Below are 21,733 nucleotides of genomic sequence, written 5' to 3'. Positions count from 1 at the left end.
CCCGATAAGGACATGAAATATGCTCACACCGAAACAACATGAACTTCTATGCTTCATCCATAACAGCTTGGAAGAATCAGGCGTGTCTCCCTCCTTCGAAGAGATGAAGGATGCATTGGGTTTGAAATCCAAGTCTGGTGTTCATCGGTTGATCAGCGCTTTGGAAGAGCGCGGCTTTTTACGGCGGCTCCCCAATCGGGCACGAGCTTTGGAAGTCACCAAGCTCCCCGAAGGCGGAAATTTGAAACCGCTTGCGTCCAATGTAATCGATATTGCAGCGGATCCCGTGCGGTCGGCATCTGTGAAAGAAATTCCGGTTGTGGCCAATGATGTGATTGAAATCCCTCTACACGGCAAGATTGCCGCGGGTGTCCCGATTGAAGCGCTTGAAGGCCAGTCTGTGCTCAGTGTTCCGGCTGCTTTACTGGGTTCCGGTGAGCATTATGCTTTGGAAGTTTCCGGCGATTCCATGATCGAAGCCGGTATATTGGACGGGGACTATGCCCTAATTCAACGCACCGAGACCGCGCGTAATGGCGAGATTGTTGTGGCACTTGTCCATGATGAAGAGGCCACGCTCAAATATCTGTTTAAAGAAAATGGGCAGGTCCGGCTTGATCCAGCGAATCCAGCCTATGAACCACAGATTTTTGGCGCGGGCGAGGTAAGAATTCAGGGAAAAATGGCCGGTTTATTGCGGCGTTATAATTGAGACCGGATTGGTTTTATCACCACTCGGTTTAGGCTGAGCCAGCCTACGATTGATTCGTGCTTTTGGGGCGATGAACTGCATCCATTGATGATGGCCAGAACGCTCTAACACCGTAGTGACATCCTGATTTGCAAGATCAATTGTCATACCACCGGTTTGCCGCAAAAGCTGGCGATCCACTTTGAACCAACGCGGCTGACAACTTGCAGGAAGACCCCGTTCGCTGATGACAATATCGGCACGGCGACAAGCCGCTGAAAGCGCGAGCGCTGGAATATAATAAGAACTGCGGGTCGCCAATATCACCCATTTTCTGTCTTCAGATTCTATGACAATGGTGCAGCTATCCGGGTTGCACCTGGCATTCGGCCATTGTTCCAGTGCAGCAGCCTCCCCTTCAACGCCTGCATTTTCCAACAGTATTTTCCGAACAAATTCTCCGCTACGGATGCGTAGCATCGCAAGCTCGCCAACGTGATTACGTACACCCACATGGCGTCCATCACCGGTAATATAAAGATCCGGCGCTCGGTTTGAGACTATTATAGACAGACCTAGAAAAATCGGGAGAAAGCCCCACAGACGCCAGCGTTGAGCCCATAAAAACAACCATAGTCCGCCAACAATTACCAAAGAAAAAGCAGATTGCGGCATTGTGGGCAGCATTGTTACCGCCCCTGGACGGCTGGACACAAAATGCGCAACAACCAACAAGCCGTCCAGCGCCTTCTCACAAATCCACCATATCGGAGCGCCCAAACCGGCTGTGTCTAAAAGCAGTGCAAATGCTTCTAACGGCATGATCACAAATGTTGTCAGTGGAATGGCTATGATATTGGCAAGTGCACCGTAAATGCCCGCCTTGTGAAAATGAAACAAAGCAATGGGCATAAGTATCAACTCGACAACCAAGCCAGTTAGAAAGAGAGAAAAAAGGAAACGACCAGTTTGCTTCAAAAACCTTTCATCCCGGCGAGCGAACAGCGCCTGTATCTTGGGATTCTCATGCATAGCGATTATCGCCGTGACCGCGGCAAAACTAAGCTGAAAACTTGGTCCGAGGAGCGATTCCGGCCAGAAAACAAGTATGAACAAGGCGCCTGCGGCAACCACGCGCAATGTTATAGCATTTCGTCCCATGATCAACGCCGCGAGTACCAATAAAGCTGCTACGCAGGCTCGAATTGTAGGCACTTCTGCCCCCGTCAACAACGTCTAGGCAAGAGCTGCGACCGCAGCACAGCCAGCGGCCACTAACGGTAATCGAAAACGCAAAGCCAATAGCGGGGATAGCGCAAGGATTCGCAACACCAGCAAATAAACCGCGCCGACCACCGCTGTCACATGAAGCCCGCTAATCGACAAGAGATGTGCCAACCCGCTACGCCGCATTGCCTCCGCATCGGCCTCGCTAATCGCTCCGCGATCACCCGTTGCTAAAGTTGCACCTATTGCACCAGCACCTCCGGCCATACGCGACTGCACATGACCGGATAGCTTTTTGCGATAATTGGGTAGTTCCGAAACTAGCCCCCACGATCGCTTCGGTAGTTGTATTACCTCAATTTCACCTAAAAGCTGACCGGTCGCGCCCAATCCCATAAACCAAGCACGGCGAGAGAAATCATAAGCGCCGGGCAGGCTTGCCATAGCCGGCGGCATTAACCGCGCGCGCAGCTTTATGATCGCACCTGCCCGTAAATCTGTTCCGTACTTGCCAACAGGCACATTCACGCGCACGCGGGGCGGTAAATCTCCCTTTTCATGCGTAGCCAATATCAATCGGACTATGTTGCGTGCACTAACGACTTCGGTCGCTTCAATCTTTGCGTAGAAAGTCGATACAGTCGGGCGTTCCAGCACTGGCGCGGAGACAGCCCAGCTACGCATCCACATTAAAGCACATCCGATGGCCATCAACAATGAGAACCAGAAAACGGCGTTACTGGTCCGCCCGCCCCGATTCATCACTTTGACACTTAAGGCCAAGCCTCCGCAGCACGCAAGAAACGCTCCCCATAACCAGAAATTTGAGAGCAGAAACCAGATAGCGATTCCCGTTCCGACTCCTACCGGCACCCATAAAGCCAATCGTTCTCGCTCTTTTTCGAGCTGTATTTCAAGGCTTATAAAAATTTGCTGATTTCTTATATATTCAGGCAATTGTCGTGCACGAAACCACATGCTAAGGGCCTTGTCATCCGAGCCAGAAATGGTTGCCGTGCCGATATTATCGGCAGTCACACCAAGGCTGTTCGGGTCGAAGCCATTCTGCATCCCATTTGCTTAACAGAGGAAAACACTAAGCGTGACTCTTAATGAAACAGAACAAGTCGTCACGCGTTTTGCGCCCTCTCCAACCGGCTTTTTGCATATTGGCGGCGCCCGAACTGCGATGTTTAACTGGTTATTTGCCCGGCACCACGGCGGCAAAGCGCTGCTACGGATAGAAGATACCGACAAGGCACGTTCCTCTCAAGAAGCCATTGATGCGATTTTGGAAGGACTAGAATGGCTTGGCTTGGATTGGGATGACGAACCGGTATTTCAGTCCGAACGCGCCGCCCGCCACGCTGAAGTGGCGCATCAGTTGCTCGCCGCCGGAAACGCCTATAAATGCTTCGCGACGCCCGAAGAGCTCACCGCCATGCGCGAACAGCAAAAGGCGGAAAAGAAACCCATGCGCTATGATGGTCGCTGGCGTGACCGCGATCCATCGGAAGCACCGGATGGAGCGCCGTATGTAATCCGGCTAAAGACCGAAACCGGTGGAAAGATGACCATCACTGACGCTGTTCAGGGAGAGGTTTCTGTTCAGTATAGCGAAATTGATGACTTTATTCTCCTGCGCTCCGATAGCACGCCAACTTATATGCTGGCAGTGGTAGTTGATGACCACGACATGGGCGTCACCCATTTAATCCGCGGTGATGACCATCTCAATAACGCTTTCCGGCAACTGGCTTTGATCCGCGCTATGGGATGGAAAGAACCTGTATACGCGCATATTCCGTTGATCCATGGCAATGATGGCGCGAAACTCTCCAAGCGCCACGGCGCGTTAGGCGTCGAGGCCTATCGCGATATGGGTATCATGTCCGATGCGATGTTCAATTATCTGCTGCGGCTCGGTTGGGGGCACGGCGATGACGAGATTATTTCGCGGGCGCAAGCGACGGAATGGTTTGGCCTTTCCGGCGTCGGAAAATCGCCATCGCGCTTCGACGCTAAAAAACTCCAAAATCTAAATGGTCAGTATATTCGGGAAGCTGATGATAGCGCACTAGTTACCCTTGCCGCGCCATGGATTGAGGAAGAGCTTGGAACGGAATTAACGCCTTCCGAACGGGAATTATTGGCTCAAGCGATGCCAGTTTTGAAAAGCAGAGCAAAAAACCTCATCGAACTGGCCAATAATAGCCTTTTTCTCTATAAAAAACGACCACTTGACCTCGACGAGAAGGCACAATCTCTGCTAGACGCTGACGCAATGCAACTGCTGGAATCGATTCATTCTGCATTGACTGATCTTGACGACTGGACAATTGAAACGACCGAAGACAGAGTGAAGACGATAGCGGAGGCTAATGAATTGGGGTTAGGAAAGCTTGCACAACCTATGCGGGCAGCTTTAACCGGAAGTGCCAGTTCACCCGGAATTTTTGACGTGCTAATCCTCTTGGGCAAAGAAGAGTCATTGGACCGTCTTGCAGATCAAATTTAATAACCTGATTTTTCAGGGTCAGAAAGGACAATATTGTGGGCAACAATAGCGCAGGATTTAGTTTAAACGGCGAAAATCACGAATTCGCAGTAATGAAAGGCACTGAAGGGCCGGACGTCATCGACATTCGGAAACTTTATGCGCAAACCGGCGCTTTCACTTATGATCCTGGCTTCACGTCCACTGCCAGCTGCGAATCAGAATTGACCTTCATTGACGGTGATGAAGGCGTTTTACTACATCGCGGTTATCCCATCGAACAATTGGCAGAGCAGAGCAGCTTTATGGAAGTTGCTCATTTATTGCTACGCGGCGAATTACCGACTTCCGATGAATATGCTGATTTTACCAACACCATTACCCGTCACACGATGCTCCATGATCAACTGCGCGGTTTCTATAATGGCTTCCGCAGGGATGCTCATCCGATGGCGATCATGTGCGGTGTGGTTGGTGCGCTTTCCGCCTTCTATCATGACAGCACAGACATTAACGACCCGCAGCAACGGATGATCGCCAGTCACCGGCTAATTGCGAAAATGCCAACCATCGCGGCTATGGCTTATAAATATGCAGTCGGTCAGCCACCACTTTATCCGGATAATAGCCTGAGTTACACAGGCAATTTTCTGCGGATGACCTTTGGTGTTCCAGCAGAACCTTATGAGGTGAACCCGGTAATTGAAAAAGCCATGGACCGGATTTTCATCCTCCATGCTGATCATGAGCAAAATGCTTCGACTTCAACCGTAAGACTTGCCGGATCTTCTGGCGCTAATCCTTTCGCTTGTATTGCGGCCGGCATCGCTTGCCTCTGGGGCCCTGCCCACGGCGGCGCTAACGAAGCGGCACTGAACATGCTCCATGAAATTGGTCATCCTGACCGGATTCCTGAATATATCGCCCGTGCCAAGGACAAAGACGATCCATTCCGTTTGATGGGTTTTGGCCACCGGGTTTATAAAAATCACGACCCTCGTGCGACCGTCATGCAGAAAACCGTTCGCGAGGTATTTGCTGCATTGAAAGTTAGCGACCCAGTATTTGACGTTGCCCTGCAACTGGAAGAAATGGCTCTCAATGACCCTTATTTCATTGAGAAAAAACTATTCCCGAATGTCGATTTCTATTCGGGCATCATTCTCTCAGCAATCGGTTTTCCAACATCGATGTTTACCGCTCTATTCGCTCTTGCCAGGACAGTTGGCTGGGTTGCGCAATGGAATGAAATGATTTCTGACCCCGGTCAGCGTATCGGTCGCCCTCGTCAACTTTACACGGGGCCAACCCACCGCGATTATGTCGAAATCGGCAAACGCTAATCGAAATGATAAAACGAAAAGGGGGGCTTCATCGCTCCCCTTTTTTGTGCCTAATCTATACGTGTCGGCAGTCTGAGCGTAAATGTGGAACCTTTGCCAACTGCGCTTTCTACGGTCAGGCTACCGTCCATCGCATTGGCTAGGCGCCGGGATATAAATAGACCAAGCCCACTACCACCATCGCCAGAACGCCCTAACCGTTCAAATTTCTCGAAAATCCGCTGCTGATCATCTTCTGCAATACCGTCGCCTTGGTCACGGACTGAAATCGCAGATAGCTCGTCTCCGTGCATCGCCTGCAATTTTATAACCGAACCATCGGGAGAATAGCGAATCGCATTGCCGATCAGGTTGACCAAGACCTGCAGAACCCGGCGGAACTCGCCCTGTGCCGGAATTTTCTTATCTTTACTGGGCAAATCAATTCTGATTTGATGATCGGCGGCCTTCACCGCCAGCAATCCAGCAGCCCGGTGCGCCAAATCAACTAGATCAATATCATCGGCCGCGACTGAAAAGCTTGTCCGTTGGATCGCTTCTAAGTCTGACAGGTCATTGACCAAGTCCATCAAATGACGGCCAGCGGAGGCAATATCCTTGGCATAATCAGAATAATCGCCGCGTAATGGGCCTTCTAAACGGCTACCAATAGTTTCCGCATTCGCAATAATCTTGCCCAGAGGCTGACGCAAAGCGGGGCCCAGTTGCGACCCGAAAAGAGAGTCACTTATCAAATCACCTTTTTCGATGCCCGAACGATCCGCATCATTTCGCGCCAGTTGTTCTCGCTCTTCATCTAGCTCCAACGCAAAACGATAGCCGGAAAACAAGCCGTCATTATTGATTAAAGGTTGTCCTGAGAGATAATAATGCGATTTTTTCTCATTCTTTTGACGAACATGCTGCCCCCGCACAGGTTGGCGTTCGGAAATAGATTCGACCAAAACGCTTTGTTTGGACGGCTCAACAAAATCAAACACGTCGAGAAGCGAGTGACCAATATATTTTTCAACCATGTCCCATTCACCGGGCAGGGAGAGTGCCATGATACGCAATGACGCATCGGTACGAATGGAACCGCGTCCATTCAGCCGGTCAAAATCGCGTTGCCGTCCCGATATTTGGTTATAGGCCGTTTGCGAAGGCGTTTCTTTCCAGTCAATAATGCTGATCGCAACATTGCCGTCCTGTTCCCCACGTTCCAGTCGAATTTCGACCCACATGCTGATCAAATTATCATCATCCGCTGCCTGCACAGAACGCGACAAATTCATATTAAGCTGTCGACTCAGACGGCATAAGTTTGAAAGCTGCGGTACGGCCAATGGACCACCTTCATAGCCGCCGCAGTGTAAATGCAGACGTAATAGAAGTGGATCGGCCGAGACTAGACGGCCGTCAGCATCCAATTGCCCGCGCACAGGCTCAGCAAGATTGCCGGAAACCATCACTAGACAGATAACCCTGAAAAATGGGTGTTAAGCTTACGCTGGGCGTCCTGAAGCAGCCCATTACCCGACCATTGGCTGACGAGTTCCGATGCCCTATCGACATCAATTTCATTATAGGACGCGGGTGTGAGCATTTGTCCGCTGCCGTCCAAGGCTCCGAAAATCGACAAAGCATGATCGGTCGAAATATCCATAGCACGCATGGCCAAGACAAGCCGCATCATCTTCGGTTCTGCTGTAAACAATATTAGCTGATCAACTGACAGTCCGGATCGCTGCGCCAATCGCGCCAGAAAAAGATCGACACCATCGTGCAACGGGTGCGGACTCTCCGCGCTCCCGGCGATGTGATCGACAAGTTGGGCCAGTCTCCGCGCGCGGCTTTGGATTGCAGCACCTTCATCGTGCCCCCCCAACAGTTTTTCTGCTGCTTTTATAAGTTCTTGGCCTTCGTAGCCTGATAATTTTTGCAACGCAGCGGTAATCGGCCACGTCAATGCGAACAATATATCTGCTGGCAAATTGGAGATATGCGCATGAATTAAACCCGAACCGCCATTGTCCCGGCTTTGCGCCACGAGCAAAGCCATCGCAGCGTCCGCTATCACGGCGTCTTCACAATCAAGGTGGCGTATCAAAACCGATTCGAGGTCGGCTTGGGAAATTTTTTGTAGAAGCCGGGTGCCAAGTTCAACGCGCTGGATACATGTGAATACATATTCTAGCAGGTTTTTTGACTCCAGCAATCCTGCGCTTTGGAGAAGAGCATAGCTATGCCCCCTCCCGCTATTGCCAATCTCGATAATAATATCATGTTTTAGGCCGAATTCTTCTGCTGCGATCATGCAGATTTCGATCTCGATTTCTCGGATAATCGCTCGCAAATATTGGAGGCCATTGGACAGCATTCGGTCCGACAAATTAATGCCGGACTTGGGAAATAAGGCAGCGGCAAGATCATCGGAAACATAGGCGCTTGCCACGCCAACTGCAGCAGCTTTTTGCACAAGGCCATCGCCTGGATTCTGATCCATTGAGAAATCTCGTTTTGCCATAGAATTAACCGTACACCAATGTGGTTAATATCTGGCTAAGTGCAATATTGCCTAATTATGTGGCTCAATTAGCTGTTTTGAAGCGAGAAAATCAGTTTGTGCAGTGATGAGATAGGCCATGCATAATAACGCCGAGATATATAGACCAATTGAAAAGAACCCGGCGGCGCTGGCAATTAATAAAATTAATAAAACCAAAAGGATATCAGGTCTAATTAAATTTAACTTAGAATTGTTCGATGCTCTAATGACCATCCAGAAATTGCCGACGAATAAAAATAATATCGCAATATCTGCGAATATAGTCGATCGCGACCCTTCTTGGAAAACCGTAAAGATCAAAACAATCGCTGCCACCCCATAGAAAGAAAGGCTCGTTAAGTCGCGTTTTCCATCATTTACCGAAAAGATCGCAATCCGGTTATGAAGTGCGATGCAGAGCGCCCCAAGAAACAAGAAACCAAAAGAAATGGCGGGTGAAACAATCAGGGAGAGGCCTGCTGCTATGACTGCACAAGCCATGCCGGCCAAGCCTATATATCTTTTCCCCTCATGAGCTTTCCAAAGCGATGGTATAGCCCTTCGCATAAGCGGCCAGACTAAAAATCTATCGAGAAAATTCTGCTTGGGTATCTCGACTTTATCTAATTGCCTCTTGGCATATGTCACACTGGCTTCTGCATCGAGCAACTGCGGAACAGCATCTGCCCGCATATCCTCGTCAGATACCAACTCCCTATAGCACTCAGACTGCACCGCGGTGCGAAGCAGAGCCGATCCAATATCCCAATCATCCGGGATTTCCGCTATTTCTTCAAGACGCATGGCCTTTAAAAGTGCGATGCCAAGCCACCTTTGGCTAAGGTCTATACGCTCAAAATTCTCATATAAGTTTGCATTTGTAACGACATATACAAGCTCACCCGATTGCTCCGACAAATGCTTTTCCAGCGATTGCCATGGAATTATCCCATCGCCAAGAAATACCATGTCGTCATCCTGCGAAACATATTGACCAAGGTCGCCGGCATTGCGAACTATCTCCGCATCAATGCCCTGCCCTTTCAGAATATCGATATATTGGAGCAACGCGCCATGCATTGTCGGACATAGGAATATAATTTTTTCCGCGCCCATATTTCGAACGGACTCAACTTGCTTTTCGACAATATTACCGTCAAATAGCGACAATAGGCCTGCGGGGCCATGCCCCGTCATATCCTCGGTCGCTAAGGAAATTAGTGCCAATCTCAAAAATACACCCCAAATGATGCGTCAAACAACATGAGCATCATATAGGATTTCGGCGAGCGGCATTAAAGCTATATCTCTCGCTCGCGGGTATTAATGAGTGTATTGATTAATCGCAGTCTATTTAGTCGCGGTGGTTTTCAATCGCGGCAATTGCTCGTTCAAGCTTTGTCAGCACCGTGGGTTCTCCGGGTGCAGCTATTGCTGCCTCTTCCGCCAAGTTCAGTACACGAGTCGCACCAAAGCTTGCTGCCAGCCCCTTAAGGCGCCAAGCAGCATATTGCCAATTGGCATCGCAACGTGCCCGGTGAAGCAAGTCAACCTGACGCTTGGCACTTTCCAAAAAGGCCATGCGCAATTCTGCGATAAGTGACTGATCGTCACCAACTGCGGCGGTTAAAGCCGCGTCGAGCGCTCCATAATCGAATGACATTTGAGTATCATATAGCGCCGTGGTTAACTTATAGTTTCTCTCAGCGAATTTTATGGTAAATAGGGCTTATGACAAGTGGATCAAAAATTATCGGTATCAGACGCAACCGCAGCCAAGAGCCGCACATTGAAAATATAGAGTTTGATGAAGCAGATGGCGATCAACCGCCAGTGCTGAGTGATGATGATCGCAGCGACCAAATGGAAAGCGGTGCGAATCAAACAGTTGATCAAAACGGCAGCGATGACGAATGGAGTCATTATGCCGATGAGGACCCCGTTTCTTTATCCAAAAGTCACAATATTCCGCCCGTATTATTGGGCCTTTCCATATTGATATGGACTGGCTTTTTTGGCTGGGCCTATCGCGACATTTTTACAACGATTCCGACAATGAAGGTGGGGATTGATCTAATTTCTCAATATTGTCTGCCAGTCGCAACCTTTGCAATTATTTATCTGCTTTATATGCGCAACAGCACGCGTGAAGCCAAACGCTTTGGAGATGTATCCTCTTCTCTCCGTTTGGAATCTGAGCAATTGGAATTTCGCCTTAAGACTGTGAATAATGAACTGTCTATGGCGCGCGAATTTTTGGCCGGTGAAACGCGGGAACTGGAAACACTCGGTTCACAATCGTCAGACAAGCTCAACAAAGCTGCTGGAAATATTAAAGCGGTTTTGAGCGAGGGTCTTTCGAAGATGAAGAAATTGGATGATGTCAGCGGAACAGCATATAATAATCTGGAACAGCTGCGGACGCATTTGCCATTCGTCATAAACACCGCAAAAGACGTGACCAATCAAATAGGCAATTCTGGCCGCGCAGCACAGACAGAAATGGCTGGTATGGTCACGGTTCTACGGCGAATTGGCGAGGTTGGATCGACTGCGAAGAAAAGTCTGGATGAGTTGAGCCAACGTTCAGAAGATTCCTTGAACAATCTCGATACGACTGCTGAAAAAATTAAAGAAAAATTTGCGAAGCAGCTTTCTGAGGCAGAAACTGAGTCAACTCGCATAGCAACTGTTTTGAAAAATGCTTCTACAGAAGTCATCGAAGCCCTGCACCAGACGCGGGCCGAGCTTGCAACGGAAACGTCCGAAAGCTCACAGACCCTAAAAGCCGACCTAACGGCATTGACCGATACTTTAACATTGGTAGGCATAACCGCCGATGGCGAAGAGGCTCGCTTGAAAGAGCTGGTGTCCCAACTGCATCAAAGCATTTCCGAAATCACGACGAAAGTCGCGACTTTGGATAATGAAAGTGGCCAAAAAACAGCGAAGCTAGCCTTTGCGATGACAGCGCTGGAACAGAATAGCGAATCGCTGAAACAATCAATCGCGCAAGGTCATGACACCGCCGACGATATGATCGAGCGCATGGAAAAACTGCTTGTTGCACTTGATAGTGGCGCACGCGAACTGGACGAAACATTACCAGCAGCCTTCGACCGGATGAATGAGAAATCTGAAGCCAGCTCGGCCTTGTTTAGCCATATGGCGCAGAAAGCGGCAAAGGTTGGCGCGGTTACCGACGAAGTGACTTCGAAAATTGAAAAATCCGATGAAGCCATCGAAGAACAACGCGTCAAACTCGCAAAGCTCAGTGATGATGGCAATATTGCGACAGACAATGTTCTCGGCAAAATCGATGGCTTGGCGAGAGAATTGCAGAAGGTTCGCGAACAAAATGAGGCTTTAGCCGAAAGTGCCGGTGAGAAACTCATCAGTGCCCTGATGCGTGTAAAGGATACCGCAAGACAAGCATCGGAACATTCACGGCAAGCTTTAGAAAATTCAATTTCTGGATCTGCAGCAGCTTTCGAAAAAGTCAGTGAAAAAGCGCTCAATAAAATTATCGATGATAAAATTTCCACGATCGCACCGAAACTGGAAACCGCTATAGCTAAGGCTATGGCGGCAACGGAATCAACTGCTGGTCAACTGGCGGGGCAGCTTAACGCCATTGAAGACATGACCGCGAAGTTGGAACAACGCATCTTGTTCGCGAAGGAAAAAGCAGAGCAAAGTGGAGATGAAAATTTCTCACGCCGCGTCGCGCTGCTAACAGAGTCCCTGAATTCCACAGCCATTGATGTGACAAAATTGCTGTCGAATGAAGTAACCGACACAGAATGGGCCGCGTATTTAAAGGGTGATCGCGGTATATTTACCCGCCGCGCAGTACGCCTGCTCGATAGCGGAGAGGTTCGGGAAATTTTGACAGAATATGACAATAATTCCGAGTTCCGGGAACATGTGAACCGTTATATCCACGACTTTGAAGCTATGCTCCGCGGTGTCTTGGCGACCCGTGACGGTAGCGCGATAAGCGTTACATTATTGTCGTCTGACATCGGAAAACTCTATGTCGCCCTTGCTCAGGCGATTGAACGCCTTCGCAGTTAGGGCCTATAGCCCCAAACGCTCCCGGCTTCCAAAAAAATCAAGGTTTTCAATGGTTATCCATTGATTGCTATAATTTAGATAGAATAAGGCAAAAAAAGCGGTTGCTAGCAACGTCGTATAGAAGATCAGTTTAACGGGTTTATAATTGGCCGGTGCACCGTCCGATTGCCCCTCCACCATATCTACGCCCATTTCACGATGATTACGTATCCCAATGGGTAGAACGATAAACACCGACACGGTCCAAAAGAGCACATAAATAAATATAATCGACACCAATTGCATGGTTATTAGGCCTCCACCACCATCACCGAAACAATCGGCTTCTTTCCAGTCCATTCTGTTGCGCTGCGGCGAACCATCAGCCGCAATTCTTCGGAAAATCTGGTGATATCGCCAACGGGCTTCTTGAATTTCTTCAATATTGCCTCGCACATTTCATCGAGAAAATCCTCTTCATCTTCTTCTAGCGGTACGCCCAAGAGTCGCAAAATCGGCTGGCCAGAAATTCTGCCGCGGTTATCCAAGCCGATCGCTACGGAAATCATCCCATTATAAGCGATTTTACGGCGATCGTTAAGCGTCTTGCCGTCGGCTGGGATAATCACATCCCCATCGACGACCAGACGTCCTGTCTTTTCTTGACCTATGATTTTAGGGCCATTGGGAGACAGCCGAACGACATCGCCATTTTGCTGGAAGATATTCTTCGGAACGCCCTGCTCTGCACCAAAGCGCTCCTGTTCTTTCATATGACGTATCTCGCCATGGACCGGCACCAAAATTTCGGGCCGTATCCATTTATACATTTGAGCCAATTCCGGTTTCCCTGGATGACCGGACACATGAATATCTTCTTGGCGATCGGTGATCATGACAACCCCCTTCGCAGCAAGTTGGTTTTGGATCCGACCAATGGCGATCTCGTTTCCGGGTATCTGTTTCGAGGAGAACAGTACGTTATCCCCTTCGGTCAACCTAATTTTATGGCTTTCACCAGCAATCCGTCCAAGTGCAGCTCTTGCCTCGCCTTGACCGCCAGTAGCAATAATCATGATTTCGTCGCGCGGAATAGTCATCGCTTCATCGAAATCGACGGTCGGCGGGAAGTCTTTTAAATAACCATTTTCGCGGCAATTCTCAATCATCCGGTCTAGCGAACGCCCTGCGACGCATAACTGTCGTCCCGAATGTTTCGCAACTTCGCCAAGCGTTTGAAGCCGCGCCGCATTTGACGCAAATGTCGTAACTAGAACCCGATTTTTAAGATTTTCTACGACTCGCATTAAATTGCGATAAACATCGCCTTCCGATCCCGAAGCCGTATTGTTGAAGACATTGGTGGAATCACAAACCATCGCCAGAATGCCTTCGTCACCAACCGCTTTTAACTGCTCGGGCGTTGATGGAACGCCAAGCATCGGCTCGTCATCCAGCTTCCAATCACCGGTATGGAAAATCTTCCCGTAAGGCGTGTCGATAAGCAGTGCGTTGCCCTCAGCAATACTGTGAGCAATCGGTAAATAGCGAAATCCAAAAGGCCCAAGGTCAAAGCTGCCTTCGTTGGGAATGATATTCAGCTCAACATCATTTTCCAGACCGGCCTCCGCCAATTTCCGGCGTATAAGGCCTGCGGTAAACGGTGTCGCATAAAGCGGTACGTCCAACTCCCCCGCAAAATAGGGGATCGCACCAATATGATCTTCATGCCCATGGGTCAGCACAATACCGAGCAAGTTTTTCGCCTGCTTTTCAATAAATTCAAGATCGGGCAGAATCAGGTCAATACCCGGATAGCCAGCATCTCCAAAAGTCATGCCGAGGTCGACCATCACCCATTTTCCTTCACAGCCATATAGGTTGACGTTCATGCCAATCTCCGCTGACCCGCCAAGAGCCAGGAAGAGAAGTTCATTTTTTGGTTTTATCATTAGATGTTGGTTGCTCTCTGATAGAGGATTAACAGTCCGCGCAATGTGAGGTCGGACTCAAGATGGTCAAAAACGTCCGTATGGTCGTCAAATAATATGGACAGTCCGCCGGTGGCGATGACTATGGTAGGGCGGCCTATCTGAGCTTTCGTGCGTTTGACCAGCCCTTCGATCATTGCAATATAGCCCCAGAAAATCCCGATCAACATCTGGCTTTCTGTCGTCCGTCCAATAACATTGTCATCATCCGGCGCTTCCAGTGCAATGCGCGGAAGCTGTGCTGTTTTTCCGACAAGGGCGTCGAGTGACAGATTGATGCCGGGGGCAATAACGCCCCCTTTATAGGCCCCGTCATAATCCGCCACATCAAAGGTCGTTGCTGTCCCGAAGTCTATTATAACCACGTCCTGCTTATATTTTTCATGGGCAGCGATGATGTTCAGCACCCGATCAGCTCCGACCGTTTCCGGCGAAGCGACATCGAGTGCGACACCCCACGCGGCTTCACCGCGACCGGCGACTAAGGGCGTCACGCCAAAATATTTTTCCGACAAAACGGTTAAATTGTGAAGCGCCCTTGGCACAACCGTCCCAATAATAACAGCATCAATAGCGTCGAGCGTAAGGCCGTTCAAATCGAGCAATTGCCGAAGCCAAACAACATATTCATCAGCCGTGCGCCGAGCATCCGTCGCAATACGCCACCGCGCCTTGATGTTCGATCCATCAAAAAGCGCAAATACTACATTCGTATTGCCAGCATCTATCGCGAGCAGCATGATTGAACCTTCCTTCTAACCGACATGAACATCACCGGCATGTATTTCGATAATCGCTCCGTCAGCCTTTCTCAAGCGCAGAGCACCATCATCTGACAGGCCAGCATATTCACCATCCAGGCGGCCACCGTCAGCATCACTGGTCACCAAACGGGTCCCGACCGGATGAGCATTTAATTGCCATGCGGTCAATATCGCAGCCAGACCAGATCGTCGCCATTCTTCTACTGTATCAGCAAAATACTGGGCAAGCGTGTCCAAAAACTCCGCTGGCCCCAAATTTATGTCAGCACGTTCACGATGCAAGCTGGTGACTGCACGTCCTTCAACCTGCGGTGCTATCGCGATATTCACTCCGATTCCGACGATAACGGCATTTCCTGCACGCTCTAACAGGATACCACAAATTTTCATGCCAGAGGCTAATATATCATTAGGCCATTTCAACCGTACATCGTCATGCGGAAGATACGCGCTGATCGCCTTATGCACTGCCAAGGCGGCAACGAAGGTCAGGGTCGATGGAGCGGGATCATCAGGATGGCAACCGACCATAGTACTGCAATATAAATTGCCTTCAGGGCTTTCCCATTTGCGGCCCAACCGTCCCACGCCGCCGCTTTGTCTCTCGGCCCGTAACCATAGCCCTTCCGCAATGCCGCTTTGGGCGCGTATTTTCATATCCGCATTGGTTGATGCGGTTTCGGCTATCGTTTCAACATGAAAGGTCAGAATAAAGCCTGAGCCGCCGCTGCTGTTACCGGTGCCAATAGCGGAATCGCCAAATATCCGAGCGGGGAAACAGCCACGGCCAATAACGCAATTAGTGCATTTTCGGTTTTATGGCCCGTTTTAACAATTTCGCCAGATGGATCGTCGAAATAGATGATTTTGACGACTTTGATATAATAAAATGCACCAATAACCGAAGCAGCAATACCGATAACGGCCAGCGGCAACATGCCCGCCGCAACGGCAGCATCAAAGACCAGAAACTTGCCCCAAAATCCGAACAACGGCGGGATACCGGCAAGGGAGAACATAAAGACAGCGAAAGCCGCCGCCAAGCCCGGACGGGTCCGTGATAGACCGGCCAAGCTCGACAATGTTTCGAGCGGCTTGCCCTCCGCATCGCGCATTTCCATGACGCAGATAAAACTACCCAAAGTCATCACAACGTAGATAACAAGATAGAACAGCATTGCTGAAATACCCTGCGCCGTTCCCGCAGCAAGCCCTATCAAAAGAAAACCAACATTATTGATGGAACTATAGGCAAGCAGGCGTTTGATATTCTGCTGACCGATACCCGCCACAGCGCCGAGTACAATTGATGCAAGGGCCACAAATACGATAATCTGCTGCCATGTCGATGTTTGACCACCAAAAGCATCAATAATCACACGTACAGTCAGCGCAATAGCGGCAACTTTTGGTGCACTTGCAAAAAAGGCGGTGACCGGTGTCGGTGCGCCTTCATAAACATCAGGCGTCCACATATGAAAGGGCACCGCGCTGACCTTGAAGGCCAAACCGGCAAGAACCAATACAACCCCGATCAGTGGTCCGGTGGAGAGCTCCCCCGTCAAAGTTTCGCTTATAACGGTGAAGTTGGTCGATCCAGCAAAACCATAGACAAGAGATATCCCGAACAACAGCATTCCGCTAGCCAAGGCGCCCAGCACAAAATATTTCAAACCGGCCTCGGATGACCGAATATCATTACGGATAAAGCTAGCCAAAACATAGGCTGACAGGCTGTTCAATTCCAAGCCGATATATAGGGTCATCATATCGACGGCTGATACCATCATGCCCATACCGATGGTCGCGAACAGGATGAGCACCGGATATTCCGGGCTGTAACTGCCATTATCCTTAAAAAAACGCGGAGCCACGATCAGAGACACAATCGCAGCGAAATAGATCAGCAATTTAGCGAAGCTGCCGAACCTATCCATCCGGTAGAGACCGTCAAAAGCATCTCCGCCAAACTCAAACGAGGGATTGGTGAGAAATTCGAGAGCATAAGCCGAAGCGCCAAACAGCGCGACCACTGCCAATATTGTGATCAACCGTGCAGACTTGCCGCCGCCCCATGCCGCGATCAGCAGCAATATCAAACCGCTTACCGTCAGAATAATCTCGGGCAGAGTGAATATCAGTGAAAGTCCGTAATCCATTAGTGCGACTCCCCATGACTAGATTCTGTTTCATGAGTTGTCGGCGAAGCTTTTACCTGCCCCATTTTCAAATGCGCATCCCCTTGTGGCGTAGCGCGGTCAATCCGGGCAACCAATGCCCCTACATCACCGCGAATAGGCGCCATGAAACTTTCCGGATAGACACCCATCCACATTACAGCAGCCGCAATCGGAGCGAGCAACGCAATTTCACGAATGGACATATCGGGCATAGCTTTAACATCGTCATGCATTAGTTCGCCAAAAGCGACCCGGCGATAGAGATACAACATATACCCTGCACCCAATATGATACCCACGGTACAAACCAGCGTAACCCAGCTATTCACCTGGTAAAGACCTATCAGCGATAGAAACTCGCCAACAAACCCGCTGGTGCCCGGCAAACCGATCGAGGCCATCGTGAACAGCAGAAAAAATACCGCATATTTCGGCATATTGATCGCAAGCCCGCCATAGCGCGAGATTTCACGCGTATGCAGCCGGTCGTAAATCACGCCAACGCATAGGAACAAAGCAGCAGATACCAGTCCGTGGCTCAACATAACAATGATCGCGCCTTCAATACCCTGACGGTTAAAGGCGAACAGGCCGACCGTCACAATCGCCATATGGGCAACGGAGGAATAAGCGATGAGCTTTTTCATATCTTCCTGCACCAGCGCAACCAGAGAAGTATAAATCACCGCGACCATCGACAGGCCAAAAATCAGCCAGATAAATTGCGCTGATGCCTCAGGGAACATAGGCAGTGAGAAGCGTAGAAAACCATATCCGCCCATTTTCAAGAGCACGCCAGCAAGGATCACTGAACCGGCAGTCGGAGCCTGAACGTGCGCATCGGGCAACCATGTATGAAATGGCCACATTGGCATTTTTACCGCGAAGCTGGCGAAGAACGCCAACCAGAGCCACGTCTGTGCCTCCACCGCGAAATCATAATTGAGCAAGGTTGGAATATCGCTGGTTCCAGCATCCTGAACCATCCACAGCATCGCGATCAGCATCACGACGGAACCAAGCAATGTGTAGAGGAAGAACTTGTAACTCGCGTAAATCCGGTTCGCGCCGCCCCAAACACCTATAATCAAATACATCGGTATCAAGCCAGCTTCGAAAAGGATGTAGAACAGGAAGATATCCTGCGCCGCAAACACGCCAATCATGAGCACTTCCATGAACAGGAAGGCCGCCATATATTCGCCAACGCGTTCCTTGATCGACTCCCAGCTCGCGCCGATACAGATCGGCATCAGGAATACCGTCAACATGATCAGCATCATCGAGATGCCATCTATGCCTAGCGCCCAAGCGAAATTACCGAAGAGATCAGCCCGTTCGACATATTGCCATTGCGGTCCGCCTATATCATAATTGGCCCATAAAACCACGCCCAGAGCGAATAGCACCAGCGTTGTCGCAAGCGCCAATAAACGCGCGGCATGTGCGCCGAGGAATAAACAAATAATCGCGGCCAACATGGGAAGGCCCATCATCAGCGATAGGATTGGGAAATCAAGCTGGTTCATCAGTTCGCTCCCCGCAAGATAAGCCACGTTACCGCAGCGGCCAATCCAAGCAACATCACCAGTGCGTAGCTATAGAGATATCCGGTCTGGAAGCGTTTCGCGAGACCTGCACCGCTTGCGACAACACTAGCGACACCATTGGGACCAAAGCGATCAATCATGCCTTCATCGCCCGTTTTCCAGAATAGCCGTCCGAACCAAAAGGCAGGGCGCACGAAAATAAGATCATAGAGCTCGTCAAAATACCATTTGTTGAAGAAGAAAGTGTATAGCGGCTGGAAGGTCGCTGCCAATCGTGCAGGACGATTATTTCCGTGGAAGTACATCAGATAAGCGATTAGCAATCCGGTTAACATCGCGGCGGTAGAGGCCAGCTTTACCCAAAGCGGAACTTCATGCATTGCATGCATCAAATGACGATCAAAAGCCAAGCTACCGGCCCAGAAGCGAAAGCCTTCCGTGGCATCGATAAATTGATTATGGAATATATAGCCTGCCGCAATGGCGCCAAGGCTTAACACAGCCAGCGGAATCAACATGGTCACGGGGCTTTCATGAGGATGATAGCCACCTGTCGAATCTTCGGCAGTTTCCGGTGTTTTATGAACGCTGTGCTGAATATGCTCAGACTGTATCCAGCGCGGCGTGCCCCAGAACGTCAGGAACATCAGGCGCCAGCTATAGAAGCTGGTCAGCAGTGCAGCTGTGACACCGATTGCAAAGGCGAACTGGCCGGTACTGGTGCCGCTAGCAAAAGCCGCCTCAATAATTGCGTCTTTGGAATAGAAACCCGCGAAACCGCCAAGTCCGACTATGCCAACGCCGGTAATCGCAAGCGTACCCGCCATCATTGCCCAGAAGGTCAACGGTATTTCTTTCCGAAGCCCACCATAATAACGCATGTCCTGCTCATGATGCATGGCATGGATTACCGAGCCCGCGCCTAGGAACAACAATGCCTTGAAGAACGCATGGGTGAACAGATGGAACATAGCAGCGCTATACGCTCCGACGCCAGCTGCGAAGAACATATAGCCCAATTGCGAACAGGTTGAATAAGCGATCACGCGTTTGATATCAGTTTGGACAAGCCCGACGGTCGCTGCAAAAATCGCCGTACAAGCGCCCACCACCGTAACCACCGTCAAAGCCACTTCACTCGTCTCAAACATCGGCGACAAACGGCACACCATGAAGACACCGGCGGTAACCATCGTAGCCGCATGGATAAGCGCTGACACAGGTGTCGGTCCTTCCATTGCATCAGGAAGCCAGGTGTGCAGACCCAATTGTGCCGATTTACCCATCGCACCGATGAACAATAACAGGCATAATATGGTCATTGTATCAAGACGCATACCAGCGAAGCCAATGCTCGATCCGGCCATTGCAGGAGCCGCTTCCAATATTTCAGGAATCGATACGGTGCCAAAAACGAGGAAGGTACCAAAAATGCCCAGCATAAAGCCAAGATCACCGACCCGATTGACGACAAACGCCTTGATCGCGGCCGCGTTGGCACTGGGCTTTTTGAACCAGAAACCGATGAGAAGATAAGACGCCAATCCAACGCCTTCCCAGCCAAAGAACATCTGAACCAGATTATTGGCAGTCACCAGCATTAACATTGCAAAGGTAAACAGTGACAAATAAGCGAAAAAGCGCGGTTGGTCAGGATCTTCATCCATATAGCCCCAGCTATAGAGATGGACCAAGGTCGAAACCGTGGTCACCACAACCAGCATAACGGCGGTCAACGCGTCAACGCGAAGCGCCCATGAAAAATTCAGATCACCCGACTGCACCCATGTCAGCACCGGCACCACTTCAGCGGCGCGGGACAACATGATAAAGTCGATGAATATCGGCCAACTCAGTGCGCATGATGCGAACAAAGCTGCTGTCGTGACAAATTTCGCTGGAACATTACCAATCATGCGATTGCCAAAGCCTGCGACTATTGCTGCCAGCAAGGGCAGGAAAACGATAAGCTGAATCGTCAAATCCTTAACCCTTCATCCGGTTGACATCATCGACGGCAATCGTGCCGCGCTGACGGAAATAGATAACCAATATAGCGAGCCCGATCGCAGCTTCACCTGCGGCAACGGTTAGCACGAACATCGCAAAAATCTGTCCGGTTATATCACCTAAAAAGGCGCTGAACGCGACGAGGTTCAAGTTGACCGCGAGCAATATCAACTCAATTGCCATCAATATGATGATGATGTTTTTGCGGTTCAGGAAAATGCCGAGCATGCCCATCACGAACAGGATGGAACTGACCACCAGATAATGTTCAATGCCGATCATAGTTCGACCCCCTTACCCACTTCAGGCTGCATATTGCGTGTAGCATCTTCGGGCCGCCTTCTAACCTGCGCTTGTACATTCTGTACACGGACACCGCCGCGCTTACGGTTGGTCAAAACAATAGCCCCCACCATGGCAACCAAAAGAACAAGCCCTGCAGCCTCGAACAGAAATATATATTTTGTATAGAGGAGCGCGCCCAAGGCTTCGATATTCGAAGGTCCACCGGCTACCGGGCCAACAACTGCGGTCGCATCCCCCATGCCGCCAGCACTCCATGCCCCGATGCCAAAGATTATTTCAGCCATTAATACGATAGCCAGTAAAAGCCCCAAGGGCAGGTTTTTCATAAATCCAGCGCGCAATTCTGCAAAATCAATATCAAGCATCATTACGACGAAAAGGAACAAAACAGCCACTGCGCCAACATAGACGATAACCAGCAGGGCAGCGATAAACTCGGCCCCAACCAACAGCATCAGTCCGGCGGCATTGAAAAACGCCAAAATCAGCCACAGCACGCTGTGAACAGGATTACGCGCAAAGATACAAAAAGCCGCGCTGGCAATAACGATCGATGCGAACAGATAGAAAGCAAATATTTGCATTATAACG

17 protein-coding genes and 1 pseudogene are annotated in these 21,733 nt (G+C 50.0%); 4 read left to right on the top strand and 14 right to left on the bottom strand.

All coding sequences use genetic code 11. The annotated features are described in order from the left end of the window. The first annotated feature begins 19 nt into the window (after positions 1-19). The gene (lexA, locus tag V7676_RS03390) at positions 20-712 is read left to right on the top strand and encodes a transcriptional repressor LexA (protein ID WP_335658243.1); all 693 of its coding nucleotides are present in this window, start codon (positions 20-22) and stop codon (positions 710-712) included. Here lexA and V7676_RS03385 read toward each other — a convergent pair. Further along, positions 692-2,896 (bottom strand): annotated as a pseudogene (locus V7676_RS03385) (ComEC/Rec2 family competence protein). The gene lexA and the pseudogene V7676_RS03385 sit on opposite strands and share 21 nt — an antisense overlap. Before the next feature lie 124 nt (positions 2,897-3,020). On the opposite strand from V7676_RS03385, the gene gltX reads away from it, so the two are divergent. Both gltX and V7676_RS03375 read left to right on the top strand, forming a co-directional pair. Continuing rightward, positions 3,021-4,436 carry a glutamate--tRNA ligase gene (gltX, locus tag V7676_RS03380; protein ID WP_335658242.1) on the top strand — a complete coding sequence of 472 codons (1,416 nt, stop codon included), beginning with the start codon at positions 3,021-3,023 and terminating at the stop codon, positions 4,434-4,436. Between the two features lie 35 nt (positions 4,437-4,471). Then, positions 4,472-5,758: a citrate synthase gene (locus V7676_RS03375; protein WP_335658241.1), complete on the top strand. Its 1,287-nt coding sequence runs from the start codon at positions 4,472-4,474 to the stop codon at positions 5,756-5,758. Positions 5,759-5,808: 50 nt separating this feature from the next. Here V7676_RS03375 and V7676_RS03370 read toward each other — a convergent pair whose 3' ends face one another. The 4 genes from V7676_RS03370 to V7676_RS03355 form a co-directional block, all read right to left on the bottom strand. After that, complete coding sequence (locus V7676_RS03370) at positions 5,809-7,206, bottom strand: sensor histidine kinase (RefSeq protein ID WP_335658240.1); 1,398 nt, start codon at positions 7,204-7,206, stop codon at positions 5,809-5,811. Between the two features lie 2 nt (positions 7,207-7,208). Continuing rightward, positions 7,209-8,243 carry a hypothetical protein gene (locus tag V7676_RS03365; protein WP_335658239.1) on the bottom strand — a complete coding sequence of 345 codons (1,035 nt, stop codon included), beginning with the start codon at positions 8,241-8,243 and terminating at the stop codon, positions 7,209-7,211. A 72-nt stretch (positions 8,244-8,315) separates the two neighbouring features. Then, positions 8,316-9,401: a hypothetical protein gene (locus tag V7676_RS03360; RefSeq protein ID WP_335658238.1), complete on the bottom strand. Its 1,086-nt coding sequence runs from the start codon at positions 9,399-9,401 to the stop codon at positions 8,316-8,318. 238 nt (positions 9,402-9,639) lie between these two features. Next, positions 9,640-9,948: an Hpt domain-containing protein gene (locus tag V7676_RS03355; RefSeq protein WP_335658237.1), complete on the bottom strand. Its 309-nt coding sequence runs from the start codon at positions 9,946-9,948 to the stop codon at positions 9,640-9,642. A 68-nt stretch (positions 9,949-10,016) separates the two neighbouring features. On the opposite strand from V7676_RS03355, the gene V7676_RS03350 reads away from it, so the two are divergent. Beyond that, entirely contained in the window at positions 10,017-12,362 is a 2,346-nt protein-coding gene (locus V7676_RS03350; RefSeq protein ID WP_335658236.1) for a hypothetical protein, read from the top strand. A gap of 3 nt (positions 12,363-12,365) precedes the next feature. Here the strand turns inward: V7676_RS03350 and V7676_RS03345 are convergent, their stop codons facing one another. From V7676_RS03345 to V7676_RS03305, 9 genes are read right to left on the bottom strand one after another with little or no spacing between them, the layout of a single operon-like run. Then, positions 12,366-12,647 carry a DUF1467 family protein gene (locus tag V7676_RS03345; RefSeq protein ID WP_335658235.1) on the bottom strand — a complete coding sequence of 94 codons (282 nt, stop codon included), beginning with the start codon at positions 12,645-12,647 and terminating at the stop codon, positions 12,366-12,368. Positions 12,648-12,652: 5 nt separating this feature from the next. Beyond that, positions 12,653-14,290 carry a ribonuclease J gene (locus V7676_RS03340; protein ID WP_335658896.1) on the bottom strand — a complete coding sequence of 546 codons (1,638 nt, stop codon included), beginning with the start codon at positions 14,288-14,290 and terminating at the stop codon, positions 12,653-12,655. Between the two features lie 2 nt (positions 14,291-14,292). Then, positions 14,293-15,072 (bottom strand): type III pantothenate kinase, encoded by a 780-nt coding sequence (locus V7676_RS03335; RefSeq protein ID WP_335658234.1) that lies wholly within the window; start codon positions 15,070-15,072, stop codon positions 14,293-14,295. Between the two features lie 15 nt (positions 15,073-15,087). Then, a complete protein-coding gene (locus V7676_RS03330) occupies positions 15,088-15,783 on the bottom strand; it encodes a biotin--[acetyl-CoA-carboxylase] ligase (RefSeq protein WP_335658895.1) in 696 nt (231 codons plus the stop codon). A gap of 17 nt (positions 15,784-15,800) precedes the next feature. Next, the gene (nuoN, locus tag V7676_RS03325) at positions 15,801-17,255 is read right to left on the bottom strand and encodes an NADH-quinone oxidoreductase subunit NuoN (protein WP_335658233.1); all 1,455 of its coding nucleotides are present in this window, start codon (positions 17,253-17,255) and stop codon (positions 15,801-15,803) included. Then, on the bottom strand, positions 17,255-18,805 hold the full coding sequence (locus V7676_RS03320) for an NADH-quinone oxidoreductase subunit M (protein ID WP_335658232.1): 1,551 nt from the start codon (positions 18,803-18,805) through the stop codon (positions 17,255-17,257). The genes nuoN and V7676_RS03320 overlap by 1 nt, the downstream gene beginning before the upstream one ends. Then, entirely contained in the window at positions 18,805-20,808 is a 2,004-nt protein-coding gene (gene nuoL, locus V7676_RS03315) for an NADH-quinone oxidoreductase subunit L (protein ID WP_335658231.1), read from the bottom strand. The genes V7676_RS03320 and nuoL overlap by 1 nt, the downstream gene beginning before the upstream one ends. Before the next feature lie 4 nt (positions 20,809-20,812). Continuing rightward, a complete protein-coding gene (gene nuoK / locus V7676_RS03310) occupies positions 20,813-21,118 on the bottom strand; it encodes an NADH-quinone oxidoreductase subunit NuoK (protein WP_335658230.1) in 306 nt (101 codons plus the stop codon). Further along, positions 21,115-21,729: an NADH-quinone oxidoreductase subunit J gene (locus V7676_RS03305; RefSeq protein WP_335658894.1), complete on the bottom strand. Its 615-nt coding sequence runs from the start codon at positions 21,727-21,729 to the stop codon at positions 21,115-21,117. The genes nuoK and V7676_RS03305 overlap by 4 nt, the downstream gene beginning before the upstream one ends. Positions 21,730-21,733: the final 4 nt, after the last annotated feature.

It is taken from the genome of Parasphingorhabdus sp., assembly GCF_036963805.1.
GTDB lineage: Bacteria > Pseudomonadota > Alphaproteobacteria > Sphingomonadales > Sphingomonadaceae > Parasphingorhabdus.
The sequence above is the reverse complement of the archived record's forward strand: the minus strand, read 5'-3'. Positions and strand labels throughout refer to the sequence as shown.

What these genes read in the sequence shown, in the direction of transcription:
- V7676_RS03355 (WP_335658237.1), bottom strand. Translation starts at nt 9,948, where the DNA reads ATGTCATTCGATTATGGAGCGCTCGACGCGGCTTTAACCGCCGCAGTT.
- nuoK (WP_335658230.1), bottom strand. Translation starts at nt 21,118, where the DNA reads ATGATCGGCATTGAACATTATCTGGTGGTCAGTTCCATCCTGTTCGTG.
- V7676_RS03320 (WP_335658232.1), bottom strand. Translation starts at nt 18,805, where the DNA reads ATGAACCAGCTTGATTTCCCAATCCTATCGCTGATGATGGGCCTTCCC.
- V7676_RS03345 (WP_335658235.1), bottom strand. Translation starts at nt 12,647, where the DNA reads ATGCAATTGGTGTCGATTATATTTATTTATGTGCTCTTTTGGACCGTG.
- V7676_RS03335 (WP_335658234.1), bottom strand. Translation starts at nt 15,072, where the DNA reads ATGCTGCTCGCGATAGATGCTGGCAATACGAATGTAGTATTTGCGCTT.
- nuoN (WP_335658233.1), bottom strand. Translation starts at nt 17,255, where the DNA reads ATGGATTACGGACTTTCACTGATATTCACTCTGCCCGAGATTATTCTG.
- V7676_RS03360 (WP_335658238.1), bottom strand. Translation starts at nt 9,401, where the DNA reads ATGGGCGCGGAAAAAATTATATTCCTATGTCCGACAATGCATGGCGCG.
- V7676_RS03350 (WP_335658236.1), top strand. Translation starts at nt 10,017, where the DNA reads ATGACAAGTGGATCAAAAATTATCGGTATCAGACGCAACCGCAGCCAA.
- lexA (WP_335658243.1), top strand. Translation starts at nt 20, where the DNA reads ATGCTCACACCGAAACAACATGAACTTCTATGCTTCATCCATAACAGC.
- V7676_RS03365 (WP_335658239.1), bottom strand. Translation starts at nt 8,243, where the DNA reads ATGGATCAGAATCCAGGCGATGGCCTTGTGCAAAAAGCTGCTGCAGTT.
- V7676_RS03370 (WP_335658240.1), bottom strand. Translation starts at nt 7,206, where the DNA reads ATGGTTTCCGGCAATCTTGCTGAGCCTGTGCGCGGGCAATTGGATGCT.